We start from the raw sequence: 16,593 nt of genomic DNA, 5'->3' as shown, positions 1-16,593 counted from the left end.
ATATTCAAATGAACCGCAAGAAACTGGCGATCATCGCCGGAATCGTCATTTTCGCTACAGCTTTGCTTCTGATGCTTTGGCCTGACAGTGAAGTCGATACCGGTGGCGTCGAAGAAGCAGCCGAAACAGAATTGCCGGAGGGCCTCGTTCTGATCGGCGAAGAACAGATTCGGGCTGCCGAAATTGTAATCGGTACAGTACGTTATGGTGCATCCGTCGACCTGGTATTTCCGGCCACGGTAGCCGCTAGTCCGACCGCAAGTGCGCGTATCGATGCGCGCGCATCGGGTGTGGTACGCACTGTGGGCAAGACGCTTGGTGATTATGTCCGCCAGGGCGAGACTGTTGCACGGATTGAAAGCGCCGATGCTGCTGCGCTCGCCTCGCAGCTCAGTGCAGCTCGTGCTCGCGTGACCGAACTGTCGTCGGCATTTGATCGTGAACATCGCCTTTTCGAGGCGAATGTTACCGCACGGCAGGATCTGGAAGCCGCGCGCGCCAATCTCGATGTCGCCCGTTCCGAATTGAACCGGGCCCAGGCCGCGGTCAGCGCTGCCGGGGTAAGCGGTGACGGTCGCTCGCTCGCCGTCACCAGTCCCCTATCCGGACGCGTGACGGCTGCGCCAATCGTACTTGGCTCCTTCGTCGATGCCGGCGAGGAACTGTATCAGGTCGTCAATCCGAACGGTCTCCAGGTCGAAGTCGCGCTACCGTCGGAAGATGCCTCGCGCATCCAGCCCGGCGATGAGGCAGCACTGATTGTTGGCGATGGTCGCGAGATCGGCGCGCGCGTACGCTCTGTCACGCCTTCGCTCGATCCTGAAAGCCGAAGCGCGACAGCTGTCCTCAGCATCTCGCGCGCTGTTCCAGGTCTTCAGCCTGGCTCGTTCCTTCAGGCTCGCATCCGCCCTTCGGGAGAAGTGGATCAGACCCTTATCGCGGTTCCTGAAGATGCCGTGCAGGTGCTTGAGGGCCGCGATGTGGTGTTCGTCCGGACTCGCCGCGGGTTTCAGGCGCGCGAGGTGGAAACGGGCAGCCGATCCGCCGGGATGGTGACGATCCTGTCCGGCCTCGAAACGGGTCAGCGTATCGCGACCGCCAATGCCTTCCTGCTGAAAGCCGAGCTCGAAAAGGAGGGCGCAGAACATGGCCATTGATCAAACGTCGTCCCATTCGGACGAGAATAGCCATCACCATGGCCTGATCGGGATGATCCTCGATGTTGCCGTGCGATTCCGCTGGGCGATTATCGTCCTCACCATTTTCGCGGCAATCTATGGCGCATTCAATCTGTTGCGCCTGCCGATCGACGCGGTGCCGGATATCACCAACACACAGGTGCAGATCAATACCAGCGCGGCTGCGCTTTCGCCTTCTCAGGTGGAGACGCAGGTGACCTTTCCAATCGAAACCGGGCTTGCCGGGATCGAGGGATTGGAGATGACCCGATCGATTTCGCGCAACGGCTTCAGCCAGGTCACCGCCATCTTCGAGGAAGGCACCGACATCTACTTTGCTCGCCAACAGGTGAACGAACGTCTCGCGCCGATCGGCGCCTCGCTGCCTGAAGGGGCGGAGCCGACCATGGGGCCAATTTCCACCGGGCTTGGCGAAGTGCTCATGTATACAATCGAATACGAGCATCCCGGCGGCAAGGGAGCGACCACAGGCGGCCGGACTGGGTGGCAGAGAGATGGCAGCTTCATAACCGAGCGCGGCGACCGGCTGGAAAGCGAGGTCGCCAAGGCTGCCTATCTGCGTACTGTGCAGGACTGGGTCGTGGCACCCCTCATGCGTTCGATCGACGGCGTGGCCGGGGTCGATTCAATCGGCGGTTTCGAGAAGCAATTCCTCGTTCAGCCCGATCCGGCACGGCTTACAGGCTACGGCCTGTCTTTCGACTCCCTGATCAATGCGCTCGAGGCCGCCAATCTCGCGGCGGGCGCCAATTTCGTGGACCGGGCCGATGAAGCCCTGCTCGTTCGCGTCGATGCGCGACTGGGCGGAATCGCCGATATCGAGGAGGCTGTCGTCGCGACGCGCGAGGGTGTGCCCATCCGCATCGGCGATGTAGCGAATGTCGAAATCGGGGGCGATCTGCGCACGGGGGCTGCTTCGCTGAATGGCGACGAAGCGGTCGTCGGCACTGTGTTGATGCGCAGCGGTGAGAACAGCCGCACCGTATCGGCTCAGGCGGCAGACCGACTGGAAGAGGTGCGCGCATCGCTACCCGACGGCGTGGTGGCAGAAATTGTCTATAACCGCTCTTCGCTTGTCGATGCGACGATCGCCACGGTCGAAAAAAACCTGGTCGAGGGCGCCTTGCTGGTTATCGCGGTGCTGTTCCTCCTGCTCGGCAATATCCGGGCCGCCATTATCGCGGCCCTGGTCATCCCGATCTCGATGCTGATGGCGGCCATCGGCATGAACAGGCTGGGCGTCTCGGGCAATTTGATGAGCCTCGGCGCGCTCGACTTCGGCCTGATCGTCGATGGCGCGGTGATCATCGTCGAGAACAGTGTCGCGCGGCTTGCCACGCGCCAGCATCGCGAAGGCCGGCTGCTCAGCCTGGGCGAACGCCTTACCGAGACGCGGCTTGCCGCGCAGGAGATGATCAAGCCGACGGTCTACGGACAGGCAATCATTTTGCTGGTCTATGCGCCGCTGCTCACCTTCACCGGGGTCGAGGGCAAGACGTTTTCGCCAATGGCGATTACGGTCATGCTCGCGCTGGCTTCGGCCTTTGTGCTGTCACTCACCTTCGTGCCCGCGATGATTGCGGTCCTGCTTAACAAGAAGCTGACCGAGAAGGAGGTGAAACCGATCCGTATGGCAAAGGATCGCTACGGTCCCGCTATTCGCAAGACCATTGCGCGTCCTTGGCCGGTTATCGGTGCTGGTGCTGGCCTGTTTGCTGTCGCGGCAATAATGTTCGGCTTTCTTGGCAGTGAGTTCACTCCCCAGCTCGACGAGCGCGACATAGCGGTGCAATCGCTTCGGATTCCTTCGACCTCACTCGAACGATCCTTGGCGATGCAGCGGCGGGTCGAAGACAGGCTCGAGGAGTTTCCGCAGGTCGAGCTGGTCTTCTCGCGAACCGGTACGGCAGAAGTCGCCAGCGATCCCATGCCGCCCAACGCATCGGATGCCTATGTCATTCTGAAACCGCGTGAGGAGTGGCCAGACCCGGATTTGCCAAAGGATGAACTCGTTGGCGAGATAGAGAGTGCACTTGGCGGTCTTGTCGGGAACCTGTACGAGTTCAGTCAGCCTATCGAACTACGTTTCAACGAACTGATCGCAGGCGTACGCGGCGATGTGGCGGTCAAGCTGTACGGCGACGATCTCACCGCACTGACCGAAGCGGCGGGCGACGTTGCAGGCGTACTTCGCGGTGTCGAGGGTGCGGCCGATGTAAAGGTGCAGCAGGTGACGGGCTTTCCGACGCTCGACATCGCTTTCGATCGTCCCACCATCGCGCGGTACGGTCTCACGGTCGAGGACGTGGCGCAATCCGTTGCCATCGCCCTTGGCGGCCGACCGGCGGGCCTGGTGTTCGAAGGCGACCGCCGCTTCGATGTCGTCGTACGCTTGGCAGACGCAACGCGCGACGATTTCGACCAGCTAGGAGCCCTGCCGATCGTCCTCGAAAACGGCGTCACGGTTCCGCTGCGAACGCTGGCCGATTTTGAGGTCGTCGATGGTCTCGCCGAAGTCCGGCGCGAACAGGGTCGCCGGCTCGTCATCGTTTCCGCCAACGTCCGCGAACGCGATCTCGGTTCCTTTGTCGAAGAAGCGCAGGAAGGTGTTTCGGCCCAGGTCGATCTGCCCCCTGCCTCCTTCATCGAGTGGGGCGGGCAGTATCAGAACCTGCAGGAAGCGCAGGCTCGGCTCGCGATCGTGGTGCCCATCTGCTTCGCCGTTGTCCTGCTCCTGCTGTACATGGCGCTTGGTGGATGGGTTCCGGCCCTGGCGGTGTTCAGCGCCATCCCGATGGCCTTGGCGGGCGGTGTGTTTGCCCTCGTGTTGAGAGGCATGCCCTTCTCGGTATCGGCGGCGGTCGGCTTTATTGCCCTGTCGGGTGTGGCTGTGCTCAACGGTCTCGTCATGATGACCGCGATCCGGCAGCGTCTTGAAAGTGGTATGCCACTTGATGACGCGATCGCAGATGGCGCGCTCGCGCGCCTGCGACCGGTGTTGATGACCGCGCTGGTGGCCTCACTCGGCTTTGTACCCATGGCTCTTGCAACCGGAACAGGGGCCGAAGTGCAGCGTCCTTTGGCTACGGTCGTCATTGGCGGCCTGATCACTGCGACCGCACTCACGCTGTTCGTCCTTCCCGTGATCGCGCGGCTCGTACTGCACAGTTCCGACGACGAGCGAAGCTGGCGCGAGAAGTGGTGGGACCGTCTGCGTCGCAATGTGACGAGCGATGAAGAGCGCGAACTGAAGGACATCGCATGACCGATCGGGAAAGGAGAATACGGTGCTGGCACTGAAGGAAGAGAACGGACTGCTCTGGATACGCGCCGGAGGCAGGCTGGAGGATGAAGACTATAACCGCTTTGTTCCCCAATTCGAACGTATCGCGGAGCGCGAGGCCGGCACCGTCCCGATGGTAATCGAGCTCGCGCCTGATTTTTCGGGCTGGGACCTCGGAGGTCTCTGGCGCGATCTCAAGTTCGACGTCCGGCATAAGGATTGTTTCGGCCGGATCGCCATAATCGGTGACAGCAAATGGGAAGAGTGGGGCACGGAGATGTCATCGTCGCTCTTCCGCGCCGAAATGAAGTTCTTCCAACCATCACAGCGTAGTCATGCCGAAAGCTGGGTACGAACCGGGGAGGACGCAGCATGAGTGGCGGTCATGAGGTCGATGTCGGGTCGCCTGAAAAGCGCAAGACCCTGTGGGTTGTCCTGTGGCTTAACGTGGCCATCGCGATCGGCTTTTTCGCGGTCGGGTATTTTGCCGATTCCAACGCGCTGTTGGCAAACGGCCTCGATAATTCATCGGATGCAATCGTCTATGCGCTCAGCCTGCTTGCGCTAACCCGCTCGCGGACCTGGAAGCGCGGAGCCGCGCGCTTCTCCGGCATCATGCTGCTGATCTTCTCTGCTGGGGTCATTTTCGATGCTTACCGTCGGTTCGTGGAAGGTTCCGATCCGGGCGGCATGCTGATGATGGCGATGGCGTTCGTCGCGGGATTGGTGAATCTCTACTGCCTGCGCCTGTTGCAGAAGATGGAGAACAAGGACGTCAATATGCGGGCGGCGACAACGTTCAGCTTCAACGACTTCATCTCCAATGGCGGGATCATCATCGCCGGCATCGTTGTGCTGATTACCGGTGCCAACTGGCCCGATCTGGTGGTCGGAATAGCGGTCGCCTGCATAGCGCTCTACGGCGGAGTGCAGATCCTGCGCGATACGCATATGGATGTGCATGAGGAGGCGGGGACCGTCCACGGCGAGAAAAGGAATTGACGCTATTCGATACTTTGTTTGCCGCGCAGGACCTTTCGCGGGTCCTTGTCCTGGCGATGCTAGCAGGCATCGGGGTCATGATTGGCGGCAAATTGGCGAAAGGCAATTGGAACTTCCTGCATCCGCTCCTGCCAGGCGGCGTTTCGGGTGCCTTTACAGCCCTTGCCGTCTTGCTAACTCTTCCGCTGGGACAATCCCCTCTCACCCGCTGGGCACTCACTGGTTTGATGCTGGCGGGCGGGCTGCTACTTCTGCTTTTCAGCGAGCTTGGCCGATACGCAAGACTCAGACGGGGTGATGACGGACCCGAGCGATGTTTCGATAGGCCAACCCTGGTTCGTCGCATCTCGGTGTCGATTGCGTTCGAAATCCTGCCTTACAGCGTTCTCTTGGGTGCTGCCGCTGCGGCATCCGCGACGACAGCAGTGGCGGTGTCTGCAGCGCTTGTTTTTGCGAACCTGGAAATAGGACGCCAGGCGATCGATGAATACCGATCCGCCCAAGTGAGCAGGATGGACCAGCTTGCGCTACTTGTCCTCTTTTCCCTGCTTTTCATCGGCATCGCTCTCTTGACCTTTTGGGCGCTGCACGGATTCACCGACAGCGGGCGAGGTTGGCTAGCGGCTATTATCCCGGGCTTTCTTATAGTTGCATCGGCGCGCGCGCTGCTTCGCATGGGAACCGGATCGGTCGCCGCCAATCACATGACGCTCCCGGCATTTGTCGGAGGATTCGCCCTGCTCGGCCTCGCGATCTCGGCGCTTGGAGAACTGTCGCGCGAACTCGATGTTTCGAACAGCACGTTCCAGCATTCCCCCGCGCAGTCCGTTACGACGACCAAGAGAAGAGAAAAAGGAGGCAGGTAATGGCACAATCCGGCGGTCATGCCGGGCACAGTCACGGCGAAGAGAACATGAGCGACGGCCGCCTTGTATTGGCCGTCGCCCTCAACGTCCTGCTGACTGTTGCCCAGATCATCGGGGGGATATTGTCGGGTTCGCTCGCACTGATCGCCGATGCGCTGCACAACTTCAGCGACGCGGCATCGCTTGGACTGGCTCTGTTTGCGAGGCGGATCGGGCGCCGGCCAGCCGACAAGCTTATGACCTTCGGCTATGCTCGTGCGGAAGTCGTGGCAGCTCTCATCAATCTGACGACTTTGCTTATCATCGGCTTCTATCTGCTCGTCGAGGCGATCAACCGTTTCGCAGACCCTCAACCCGTTGAGGGGTGGACCGTAATCTGGGTCGCCGGGATAGCGTTGGTGATCGACGTGGTTACGGCGGTGATGGTCTACGCCAGCTCGAAAAACTCCCTCAACATGAAAGCCGCCTTTCTGCACAATGTGTCCGATGCGCTGGCTTCGGTCGGTGTGATCGTGGCTGGCGTACTCATTCTGCGATACGAACTTTATATCGCCGATCTGATCATCACCGTGGTCATTGCTGCCTATGTGATCTGGCAAGGCGTCACTTTGTTGCCTCGCACGGTGCGGCTCTTGATGGGTGCGGTGCCGGACGAAAGCGAGTTCGATCGCATTGTGTGCGACCTGCGTGACACAGAAGGCGTGGCCGACGTCCATCACGTCCATATCTGGAGCATCAGCGAGCATTATCGCGCGCTTGAGGCGCATATCGTTCCTGCCGAATCTTCGTTGCAGGCTTTCGAGGATGTGAAGGCGCGGGCTCGCGGTATGCTCGAGACGCAGCACGCCATCGCCCATGCAACGTTCGAAGCCTGTCTCGCTGCGGACTGTGATCCGGACATGATCCCGGACCATCAGGTCGAGAAGAACCATCACCATGACCACGACCATTGACAAGCGCGGCGATCGGGTCGGTCGCTGTGGGCAAGCAGCTTGGCAGCGCACGGCATGAACCGCCCTGCAACTCGTAAAATGAGGACCAACGAATGAAAGCATCCGATCTCATGGTCGCCGCACTCGAAGCCGAGGGAGTCGAATATGTTTTCGCCGTTCCAGGCGAAGAGAACCTGGATCTCCTGGAATCGCTGCGAACTTCCGCCATCACGCTGGTTCTGGCCCGTCACGAACAGGGCGCTGGCTTCATGGCGGCGACCTATGGCCGCCTGACCGGCAAGGCAGGTGTGTGCCTGGCAACGCTCGGGCCTGGTGCCACGAACCTGACCACACCGGCGGCCTATGCCGCGCTCGGGGCCTTTCCGCTCGTCATTATTACCGGGCAGAAACCGATCAAGACCTCGAAACAGGCCCAGTTCCAGATTGTCGACGTCGTTTCCCTGTTTACGCCGCTCTGCAAGGCTTCGACCCAGATCGTGAACGGCAATCGCATTCCCTCGCTCGTTCGCGAAGGGTTCCGTCTGGCGCAGGAAGAAAGACCCGGAGCCGTCCTCCTGGAACTGCCCGAAGATATCGCTGAAGAGGAAACGATCGAACCGGTCATACCGCCGCATGACAGGCGTTATGCGGTCGCCGGAGATGCTGCGCTCGACGAAGCGGCCCGGCGTATTCTTGCTGCGGAACGGCCCTTGCTATTGATCGGAGCTGGAGCGAACCGCCGCCGCGCTTCGAAAGCGTTGCGCAAATTCGTGTCTGATACCGGCTTTCCCTTCTTCGACACCCAGATGGGCAAGGGCGTGGTCGATGAAGATAGCGAACTCTATCTGGGCACTGCGGCGCTATCGTCGGGCGATTATGTTCACTGCGCGATCGAGAAGGCCGATCTGATCGTCAATATCGGTCACGACGTGGTGGAGAAGCCGCCCTTCTTCATGGAGCCGGACGGTCAGACCGTCATCCATATCAATTACAAGGCGGCTGAAGTCGATCAGGTCTACTTCCCGCAGCTCGAAGTCATCGGCGACATCGCCGGATCGGTCGAGCGGCTGGGAAGCCGCCTCGATGGCAAGCTGCAGTGCGACCGCAGCTATTATACCGCCCTGCATCACGAGATTGCTTCGCACATCTCCGAGACCAGCGACGACGAACGTTTTCCGATGGTCCCCCAGCGCGTGGTTGCCGACGTACGCAGCGTAATGGCGCGCGATGATATCGTTGCGCTCGACAACGGCATCTACAAGATCTGGTTCGCCAGAAACTACATCGCCCACGAGCCTGGCACCATCCTGCTCGACAATGCATTGGCGACGATGGGCGCGGGCCTTCCATCGGCCATGATGGCTGCGATGCTGGCGCCGGGGCGCAGAGTGCTCGCGGTATGCGGCGATGGCGGGTTCATGATGAACTCGCAGGAACTGGAAACGGCCGTCAGGCTTGGACTGAACCTTGTCGTTCTCGTTCTGAATGATGCAGCATACGGGATGATCCGCTGGAAGCAGGACCAGCTTGGCTTTCCGGACTACGGCCTGACCTTTTCCAATCCCGACTTTGTCACCTACGCACAAAGCTATGGAGCGACCGGCCACCGTGTCGAGCGAAGCGCGGATCTGGTTTCGGTCCTGAACGCCGCATTCGAGGCTGGCGGCGTGCACCTTGTCGACCTGCCCGTCGATTATTCCGAAAACAAGAAGGTGCTGATCGACGAACTCGGCGCAAAGGTGTGCGAGCTATGAAAACGATCGTTCACAATCCCTTCGACCGCTCGCCGATTGCAGAAGTAGCGCTTGTCGACTGGGCTCAAATCGATGAATGGCTGAATGAAGCGCAGTTGCTCCACCGCGACCGCCATGGCTGGCTTGCCGTGCACGAGCGTATCGCCATCCTCCGGCGGGCTGCGGATATCATGCGCGAACGAGCCGAGGATCTGGCTCTCCAGATCGTCAGGGAGGGCGGCAAACCCCTGGTCGATGCGCGCGTGGAAGCCAGTCGCGCAATCAACAGCGTCGACTTGTGCGTTCAGGCGCTCAGCGATGGCGGCGGTCACAAGATCCCCATGGACCTGACAGAAGCGGGTGCGGGAAGGACGGCATATACATTCCGCGAACCGATCGGTCCTGTCGTGGCGATCTCGGCATTCAATCACCCCCTCAACCTGATCGTCCATCAGGTTGGACCGGCGGTAGCAGCCGGGTGCCCCGTTCTCATCAAGCCTGCGCTGGAAACGCCTCTGTCATGCCAGAGCTTCGTGAGCATTCTTCATGAAGCCGGCCTGCCCGAGGCCTGGTGCCGGTTCGCACCTTGCGGCAACGATATTGCCGAAAGAATGGTAACCGATCCGCGCACGGAGTTCTTCTCATTCATCGGTTCTGCGAAGATCGGCTGGATGCTTCGCTCGAAGCTGGCGCCGGGAACCCGCATTGCTCTCGAGCACGGCGGCGCGGCGCCGGTAATCGTGGACAGCGGCGTGGAGCGCGCAGTAGTGATCGCCTCGTTGCTCAAAGGCGGGTTCTATCATTCGGGTCAGGTCTGCGTTTCCGTGCAGCGCGTGTACGTCCCTGCTGCAGAATTGAAAGACTTCGCTCATGACCTAAGGCGAGTTGCCGAAAAGCTGGTAGTGGGCGATCCCGCCGATGCTGAGACCCAATGCGGACCCCTGATCCGAACGGAGGAAGTTGACCGCGTCGAACGCTGGGTCGATGAAGCCATCGCAGCAGGAGGCACCCTGGTGTGCGGGGGAAGCCGTCTGAGTGACACTCTTTTCTCCCCGACCGTCATTGTCGATCCTCCCGAAAGTGCCAAGATATCCCGGGAAGAAATCTTCGGCCCCGTGATCTGCGTGTATGGCTATGACGATATCGACCTGGCTATCGAGCAGGCCAATGCCCTGCCTTACGCCTTTCAGGCCGCTGTATTCAGCGATCGGCTGTCAATCGCCAATCATTGCATACAGTCTCTGGCGGGATCGGCTGTGATGGTGAACGACCATACGGCATTCCGCGTGGACTGGATGCCTTTTGCAGGGCTGCGCCGCTCCGGGCTTGGCGTCGGCGGGATCCCCTACACTATGGCGGATATGAGCATTGAAAAAATGGCCGTCTGGAACTGGCCTGCGGCGGCATCATAGCCCGTTCGACAGACCCGGGATGGCGACACGGGCAGCTTCGCACTCGTCGGCCTTTCCCGAAGTTAAGTCTCTTATGGGCGGCCGACAAAAGCCGTGCATTGGCGAGCCTGACCGAACTGGCGCACGAGGCGCGGACATCAAGGCTCGGCGGTACCCGCAAGTGCATCGATGATGCGGCAATCGCCTACAGTGTCTTGCTCGCAGGCAGCGATCATACGCCCAAGTTCCGTCCGCAACGCCTCCAGGCTCGCGATCTTGCGCTCGACCTCGCCGAGATGGCTTCTGGCCAGAGCGTCGATGCCCGCGCAGGACCGGTCGGCATCATCGGAGAGATCGAGCAATTCCCTGATGCGTGCCATGGAGAAGCCGAGATCACGCGCGCGCCGTATGAAGTTAAGGCGCGCTTCCTCTGCTGGTCCATAATCGCGATAATTGGCCCGCGTGCGTGGAGGGGCAGCGAGGATACCCTCACGCTCGTAGAAGCGGATTGTTTCGGATTTGACGCCGGTTATCCGGGCAAGTTGACCAATTCTCATGACAAAGGCTCCTGCCGCTTGACCTTGTAGTTACTACAAGGTGCATAGGGCGGATCGACGCAAGGAGTCGAGTAAATGGGAAAGACCTGCTGCGGCCCCGATGAGGCCGGTGCAAACAACAACGATCCGACATGGCGGCGCATTCTGTGGATCGCACTGGGCCTTAATGCAATCATGTTCGGCGTGGAGATCGTGGCAGGCATTGCTGCGGATTCGCGCGCCTTGCAGGCCGACGCGCTCGACTTTCTCGGTGATGCGGCAAACTATGCTATCAGTCTCGGTGTAGCGGGGATGGCGCTCGTCTGGCGCGCGCGTGCGGCTCTCGTAAAGGCGGCGACCATGCTGGCTTTCGGCCTGTGGGTGCTCGGCTCGGCCATCTGGGGTTTCTTTGTCGGGGCGTCGCCCGACCCGGGAACGATGGGCGCCATCGGTTCTCTTGCTCTGGCGGTAAATCTCGCCGTCGCCGCGATGCTGTTCCGGTATCGCTCGGGCGATGCGAACATGCGCTCGGTGTGGATCTGTTCGCGCAACGACGCGATCGGTAATATCGCCGTGCTGGCGGCAGCGATTGGCGTTTTCGGCACCGGCCGTGCGTGGCCCGATCTGGTTGTGGCGAGCATCATGGCAGGACTGGCGGTGTGGGGAAGTGCCGAAGTCTCCAAACAGGCCCGTGGCGAACTGCGCTCTACCTAAACTCCAGAATATCCCCGCGATCGGGGGTTGGAGGAAATACATTTCCGTCTACACCCTGCTATTGCGGATTAATTGCAACAGATATAGAGACCCCTCATGCATCGCATCGTCTCCGCCACCGTCCATCCGGCACTGCGGCTCATTCTGCTGGCGCTTGCGCTGTGTCTGTCCGTCACCGCGAACGCGGAAGAACCCGACGTGCGAACCACCTGGCGTCTGCTCGATTATATCGCGGTCGACTACGCCTCCGCCGTTTCCGAGGGACGTGTTGCCGACGAATTCGAATATCGCGAAATGGTGGAGTTTTCCGATGTCGTGGCGCGGCAGATCGCTGCATTGCCGGATACTAAAGACAATCAAGCACTCATCCGCCGATCGGACCAGCTGCGAGCTCTGATCGCCAATAAGGAACCCGCCGAGCGAGTTGGGCGCTTAGCGCGCGCGCTGGCAGCCTCGTTGCTGACAGCCTACCCGGTTCCGCTTGCCCCTTCGCAAGCGCCCGACCTTGACCGCGCCCGCACTCTCTTCGCGCAGAACTGCGCCTCGTGTCACGGCGCCGCCGGAAGTGCGCCACCGGCCGCAATGCAGGCACTTGATCCCCCGCCGATCGACTTCACCGATATCGACCGGGCGCGGCAGCGCAGTGCGTTCGGGCTTTACCAGGTCATCACGCAAGGGCTGGAAGGAACGTCCATGGCCAGCTTCGCATCGCTGTCCGACGAGGATCGCTGGGCGCTTGCATTCCATGCCGGCAGCATTGCTTTTGAAGATGTGGCCAAGGGCGAGCGTATTTGGCGGGAAGATGATGGCATACGCCAGCTTGTCCCCGATCTCGAGACGCTCGCCGCGCTCACACCGGAAAGTCTGGCCGAGCAGATCGGCGAGGACCGTGCGCTCGCCGTCATGGCCTATCTTCGCGCCAATCCCGATGCGGTGGGACAGGCAAATGACGCAGGTTCGCTCGCCTTCGTTCGCGATACGCTCGATCGCAGCCTGTCAGCTTATCGGGCTGGCAACCGAGAGGAAGCGCGGCAGCTTGCCCTGTCTGCCTATCTCGACGGGTTTGAACCCCTGGAGGCCCTCCTGGCAACGCGCGATGGCGGTTTGATGCGGGAGGTAGAACAGGCGCTCGGGCAATTCCGGGCCGGAATAGAGTCCGGTGCGAATCCATCCGAACTACAGCAACTAAGGGCTCGCATCGATAGTCTGCTGGCAAGAGCCGAGGAAGCGTTGGCTCCTGAGGCGGCCAGCGAAATCTCGACCTTTCTCGGGGCGTTCACCATTCTCCTGCGCGAGGGGATCGAAGCAATTCTGGTTGTGATCGCCATGATCGCCTTTGTGAAAAAGTCGCAGCGCTCCGAGGTATTGCCCTATATCCATGGTGGGTGGATCGCTGCTCTTTTCGCAGGTGTCGCCACCTGGGTCGTAGCAACCTACTTCGTAAGCATCAGCGGGGCGAGCCGCGAGATGACCGAAGGGATCGGCGCGCTGCTTGCGGCTGTCATTCTCGTATCGGTCGGGATCTGGATGCATGGCAAATCCCAGGCCGAGGAATGGCGGCGCTATATCCAGGAAAAAATGGGCAAGGCGCTTTCGCGCGGATCGGCATGGTTTCTCTTTGGTCTTGCATTCGTGGTCGTCTACCGGGAAGCGTTCGAGACTATCCTGTTCTACGCTGCCCTGTGGAACCCGCAGAGCAGCGGCATCATACTGGCAGGTGCCTTGTCCGCAGTAGCGCTGCTGGCGCTCATTGCATGGGCCATGCTGCGCTACAGCCGCAAACTGCCGATCACCCAGTTCTTCCGCTACAGTGCTATCCTGATTGCGATCCTTGCGGTCATTCTCGCGGGCAAGGGCGTGGGCGCTTTCCAGGAGGCCGGAGTTCTTTCCGCCACTTTCATTGCCGGCTTGCCGCGCCTCGCCGAACTCGGCTTCTTCCCGACTGTCGAGACGATCGGCGCGCAATTGCTCACGCTGCTGGCCCTGATTGCCGGATTTCGGGTAAGTCGATCACCATCGGGACCGCAGCCGGCAGCTGTCGAGGGATAGGAGATCCCGGTTTGCGATCAGCGGGGTCCGGTGCCGAGACGGCGCGCGAGCCACAAGGTGGCCGTGGGAACCGCGACCCACATCACGATCGGTACCAGGCCGATTTTGGTCCCGGGCACAAGCGGCATGATTGCACTATAGGACCACCCCCAGTCGGCACCGACAGCCAGCACTTCGACCATGGCAGTAATGGCCAGGCCGATTCCCAGGAACACGACAAAACGCGAGATCGGCCAGTCTACGAGCCACGGCGTTTTACCACTGCCGACAGAGGCGCCGAGATAAGCGGCCACCATGATCCCGGCATCGCCGAACGAGGCCAGGCCGCAGCGACGTGCTGCCTCGGCAGGCGACAGACCTCCCGACTGGTAGAAAGGAAGCTGGAGCATCTCCCAGGCGAAAGCGATGAGAATTCCGAATATCGCGATCCAGAGGGCTGGATGAGCACCGCGCCATTCGCGCGATTCCTCAGAGATTTGGTCCTGATCCTGCATCGTCTGATTCGTCACTCCTGCGATCTCCGTCCCGTCCCCATCGCTCAGGTATCGAATTTGGGAAGAGCGAGGGCGCGCAGGCGCAGGGCGTTGCCGATCACCGATACCGAAGACAGGCTCATCGCTGCGGCCGCGATCATCGGGTTCAAAAGCAACCCGGTCCATGGATAGAGGACACCTGCTGCGACCGGTATGCCGAGCGCATTATACGCAAAGGCAAAGAACAGGTTCTGCCTGATGTTGCGCATAGTGGCCCGAGACAGGACGAGCGCCTGAACAACGCCGACGAGGTCGCCGCGCACCAATGTCACGCCCGCGCTTTCGATCGCGACATCGGTACCCGTTCCCATCGCGATGCCGACATGCGAAGCGGCAAGCGCGGGTGCGTCGTTTATGCCGTCGCCGGCCATAGCGACCCGGCGACCCTCGCTCTTCAACTGCTCGATCTTGCGATGTTTGTCCTCGGGCGAGACGTTCGCTTCGACTTCGTCGATACCGACCTGGCTTGCTACCGCACGCGCGGTGGCTTCGCTGTCGCCGGTAAGCATCACGATCTTGATGCCGCGCTCATGCAACGCGGCAATAGCGGTGCGGCTGGTTGCCTTGATCGGATCGGCGACCGCGATAAGGCCTGCCGGTGCCCCGTCCACGGCCACGAACATCACCGTCTGTCCGAGGCTTCGGCCTTCGTCCGCCGTTGACCGCCAGCCTTCTTCGAGCGCCCCCATACGCTCCATCATCTTTTCATTCCCGATCGCGACCAGGCGCTTGTCGACATTTGCCTGGATACCTTCGCCGGTCACGGATTCGATATCGGAAGCGTCGAGAATGGCAGCGCCCCTGTTTTGAGCCCCTTCCACGATCGCGTGGGCGAGCGGATGCTCGCTTCCTCTCTCAACGGCAGCGACAAGGCTCAGCAATTCCTGCTCGTCGAAATTTGGCTGCGGTTTTACGTCGACAAGATCAGGCTTGCCCCGGGTCAGCGTTCCGGTCTTGTCGACGACCAGCGTATCGATCTTTTCCAGCGTTTCGAGCGCTTCGGCGTTCTTGATCAGGATCCCGTGCTGCGCGCCCTTGCCGGTACCGGTCATGATCGACATCGGCGTCGCCAGTCCGAGCGCGCAGGGACACGCGATGATCAGAACGGCGACCGCGTTGACGAGCGCGTAGGCAAGGGCCGGTGCCGGTCCCCAGATGGCCCAGACGACAAAACTCACGATAGCGACAAGGACGACGATGGGTACGAACCATCCGGTGACCTGGTCGGCGAGCCGCTGGATCGGTGCCCGGCTGCGCTGCGCCTCCGCCACCATCTGCACGATCTTCGAGAGCATGGTGTCCGCGCCGACCTGCGTCGCGCGCATGGTGAAGCTGCCGGTCTGGTTGACAGTGCCCCCGATCACGGGATCGCCAGCGCTTTTCTTGACGGGAATGGGTTCGCCACTGATCATGGATTCGTCGATGGCACTGCTTCCATCCTCGAGCGTGCCATCGACGGGGACCTTGTCGCCCGGACGCACGCGCAGCAGGTCCCCCGACGTCAATTCATCGAGCGGTACTTCGCGCTCGTCCCCGCGACCGAAGATCTTCATCGCGGTCGGGGGTGCGAGTTCGAGAAGCGCTCGCAAGGCGCTCGATGTCGATCCGCGCGCCTTGAGCTCGAGCACCTGCCCGAGCAGCACGAGGGTCGTGATAACCGCTGCGGCCTCGTAATAGACGCCGACCCGGCCCGCATGATCGCGGAATGCCTCGGGAAAGATGTCCGGGGCGAGGGTTGCCACAAGGCTGAACAGATAAGCGATGGCAACGCCGAAGCCGATCAGGGTGAACATGTTGAGGTTCATGGTTCGGACTGATTGCAGCGCGCGGGTGAAGAAGGGCCAGCCGCCCCAAAGCACCACCGGAGTGGCCAGCAGAAGCTGCAGCCACTGCGCGGAAGCGGGTTCGATGATCTGATCGAACGGTCGCGACGGGATCATGTCGCCCATCGCATAAGCGAAGAGCGGCAGGGTGAAGAGCGCGCTCCACCAGAACCTTCGCCGCATGTCGACCAGTTCGGGATCGGGACCCTCGTTCAAGGTGACCGTTTCGGGTTCGAGGGCCATCCCGCATATCGGGCAGGAGCCCGGCCCCGGCTGCCGGATCTCCGGATGCATCGGACAGGTGTATATCGTACCTTCCGGGACATCCTCGACAGCATCGAGGTGCGCCTTTGAAAGATACATCTCCGGATCCGCGCGGAACTTGTCGAGGCAGCGCGAGGAGCAGAAGTAATGGTCGCCACCCTTGTGTCGATCGATGAAGCGGGCGCCGTCCATCTTCACGCTCATTCCGCAAACGGGGTCGGTCGCCGTACCCTCGATCGCATTGTGCCCATCGCTCATCTGTCGTTCT

The 16,593-nt window shown here is 61.0% G+C and carries 13 protein-coding genes; 10 read left to right on the top strand and 3 right to left on the bottom strand.

Annotation, left to right across the window (positions count from 1 at the left end):
- Positions 1-8 precede the first annotated feature (8 nt).
- The 8 genes from H7X45_RS13265 to H7X45_RS13230 all read left to right on the top strand — a co-directional run bounded on the left by H7X45_RS13265 (position 9) and on the right by H7X45_RS13230 (position 10,427).
- Positions 9-1,157, top strand: a complete 1,149-nt coding sequence (locus H7X45_RS13265) for an efflux RND transporter periplasmic adaptor subunit (protein WP_156843015.1) — start codon at positions 9-11, stop codon at positions 1,155-1,157.
- A 43-nt stretch (positions 1,158-1,200) separates the two neighbouring features.
- Positions 1,201-4,464, top strand: coding sequence for an efflux RND transporter permease subunit (locus tag H7X45_RS13260; protein ID WP_187337160.1), 3,264 nt, complete (start codon positions 1,201-1,203; stop codon positions 4,462-4,464).
- A 22-nt stretch (positions 4,465-4,486) separates the two neighbouring features.
- Positions 4,487-4,858 (top strand): SpoIIAA family protein, encoded by a 372-nt coding sequence (locus H7X45_RS13255; RefSeq protein ID WP_156843016.1) that lies wholly within the window; start codon positions 4,487-4,489, stop codon positions 4,856-4,858.
- Positions 4,855-5,484 (top strand): cation efflux transmembrane domain-containing protein, encoded by a 630-nt coding sequence (locus H7X45_RS13250; RefSeq protein WP_156843017.1) that lies wholly within the window; start codon positions 4,855-4,857, stop codon positions 5,482-5,484. The genes H7X45_RS13255 and H7X45_RS13250 overlap by 4 nt, the downstream gene beginning before the upstream one ends.
- Complete coding sequence (locus tag H7X45_RS13245; RefSeq protein WP_156843018.1) at positions 5,481-6,350, top strand: hypothetical protein; 870 nt, start codon at positions 5,481-5,483, stop codon at positions 6,348-6,350. The genes H7X45_RS13250 and H7X45_RS13245 overlap by 4 nt, the downstream gene beginning before the upstream one ends.
- Positions 6,350-7,303 carry a cation diffusion facilitator family transporter gene (locus H7X45_RS13240; RefSeq protein ID WP_156843019.1) on the top strand — a complete coding sequence of 318 codons (954 nt, stop codon included), beginning with the start codon at positions 6,350-6,352 and terminating at the stop codon, positions 7,301-7,303. Before H7X45_RS13245 ends, H7X45_RS13240 begins: the two co-directional genes overlap by 1 nt.
- A 92-nt stretch (positions 7,304-7,395) precedes the next feature.
- Positions 7,396-9,036, top strand: coding sequence for an acetolactate synthase large subunit (locus H7X45_RS13235; RefSeq protein WP_156843020.1), 1,641 nt, complete (start codon positions 7,396-7,398; stop codon positions 9,034-9,036).
- Entirely contained in the window at positions 9,033-10,427 is a 1,395-nt protein-coding gene (locus tag H7X45_RS13230; RefSeq protein WP_187335266.1) for an aldehyde dehydrogenase family protein, read from the top strand. Before H7X45_RS13235 ends, H7X45_RS13230 begins: the two co-directional genes overlap by 4 nt.
- A 137-nt stretch (positions 10,428-10,564) precedes the next feature.
- Here the strand turns inward: H7X45_RS13230 and H7X45_RS13225 are convergent, their stop codons facing one another.
- Entirely contained in the window at positions 10,565-10,963 is a 399-nt protein-coding gene (locus tag H7X45_RS13225) for a MerR family transcriptional regulator (protein WP_060703638.1), read from the bottom strand.
- A 75-nt stretch (positions 10,964-11,038) separates the two neighbouring features.
- Here H7X45_RS13225 and H7X45_RS13220 point away from each other — a divergent pair, with 75 nt between their 5' ends.
- A complete protein-coding gene (locus H7X45_RS13220) occupies positions 11,039-11,656 on the top strand; it encodes a cation efflux transmembrane domain-containing protein (RefSeq protein WP_010240550.1) in 618 nt (205 codons plus the stop codon).
- A 96-nt stretch (positions 11,657-11,752) separates the two neighbouring features.
- Complete coding sequence (locus H7X45_RS13215; RefSeq protein WP_156843022.1) at positions 11,753-13,705, top strand: cytochrome c/FTR1 family iron permease; 1,953 nt, start codon at positions 11,753-11,755, stop codon at positions 13,703-13,705.
- Between the two features lie 17 nt (positions 13,706-13,722).
- Here H7X45_RS13215 and H7X45_RS13210 read toward each other — a convergent pair whose 3' ends face one another.
- Positions 13,723-14,214 (bottom strand): hypothetical protein, encoded by a 492-nt coding sequence (locus tag H7X45_RS13210; RefSeq protein WP_224801916.1) that lies wholly within the window; start codon positions 14,212-14,214, stop codon positions 13,723-13,725.
- 29 nt (positions 14,215-14,243) lie between these two features.
- Complete coding sequence (locus H7X45_RS13205) at positions 14,244-16,583, bottom strand: heavy metal translocating P-type ATPase (RefSeq protein ID WP_187335265.1); 2,340 nt, start codon at positions 16,581-16,583, stop codon at positions 14,244-14,246.
- Positions 16,584-16,593: the final 10 nt, after the last annotated feature.

The organism is Novosphingopyxis iocasae (assembly GCF_014334095.1).
Lineage (GTDB): Bacteria > Pseudomonadota > Alphaproteobacteria > Sphingomonadales > Sphingomonadaceae > Novosphingopyxis > Novosphingopyxis iocasae.
Note: the sequence above shows the minus strand (reverse complement) of the source record. Positions and strands in the feature narration are given on the sequence as shown.

What these genes read in the sequence shown, in the direction of transcription:
- H7X45_RS13265 (WP_156843015.1), top strand. Translation starts at nt 9, where the DNA reads ATGAACCGCAAGAAACTGGCGATCATCGCCGGAATCGTCATTTTCGCT.
- H7X45_RS13250 (WP_156843017.1), top strand. Translation starts at nt 4,855, where the DNA reads ATGAGTGGCGGTCATGAGGTCGATGTCGGGTCGCCTGAAAAGCGCAAG.
- H7X45_RS13240 (WP_156843019.1), top strand. Translation starts at nt 6,350, where the DNA reads ATGGCACAATCCGGCGGTCATGCCGGGCACAGTCACGGCGAAGAGAAC.
- H7X45_RS13235 (WP_156843020.1), top strand. Translation starts at nt 7,396, where the DNA reads ATGAAAGCATCCGATCTCATGGTCGCCGCACTCGAAGCCGAGGGAGTC.
- H7X45_RS13230 (WP_187335266.1), top strand. Translation starts at nt 9,033, where the DNA reads ATGAAAACGATCGTTCACAATCCCTTCGACCGCTCGCCGATTGCAGAA.
- H7X45_RS13225 (WP_060703638.1), bottom strand. Translation starts at nt 10,963, where the DNA reads ATGAGAATTGGTCAACTTGCCCGGATAACCGGCGTCAAATCCGAAACA.
- H7X45_RS13220 (WP_010240550.1), top strand. Translation starts at nt 11,039, where the DNA reads ATGGGAAAGACCTGCTGCGGCCCCGATGAGGCCGGTGCAAACAACAAC.
- H7X45_RS13215 (WP_156843022.1), top strand. Translation starts at nt 11,753, where the DNA reads ATGCATCGCATCGTCTCCGCCACCGTCCATCCGGCACTGCGGCTCATT.
- H7X45_RS13205 (WP_187335265.1), bottom strand. Translation starts at nt 16,583, where the DNA reads ATGAGCGATGGGCACAATGCGATCGAGGGTACGGCGACCGACCCCGTT.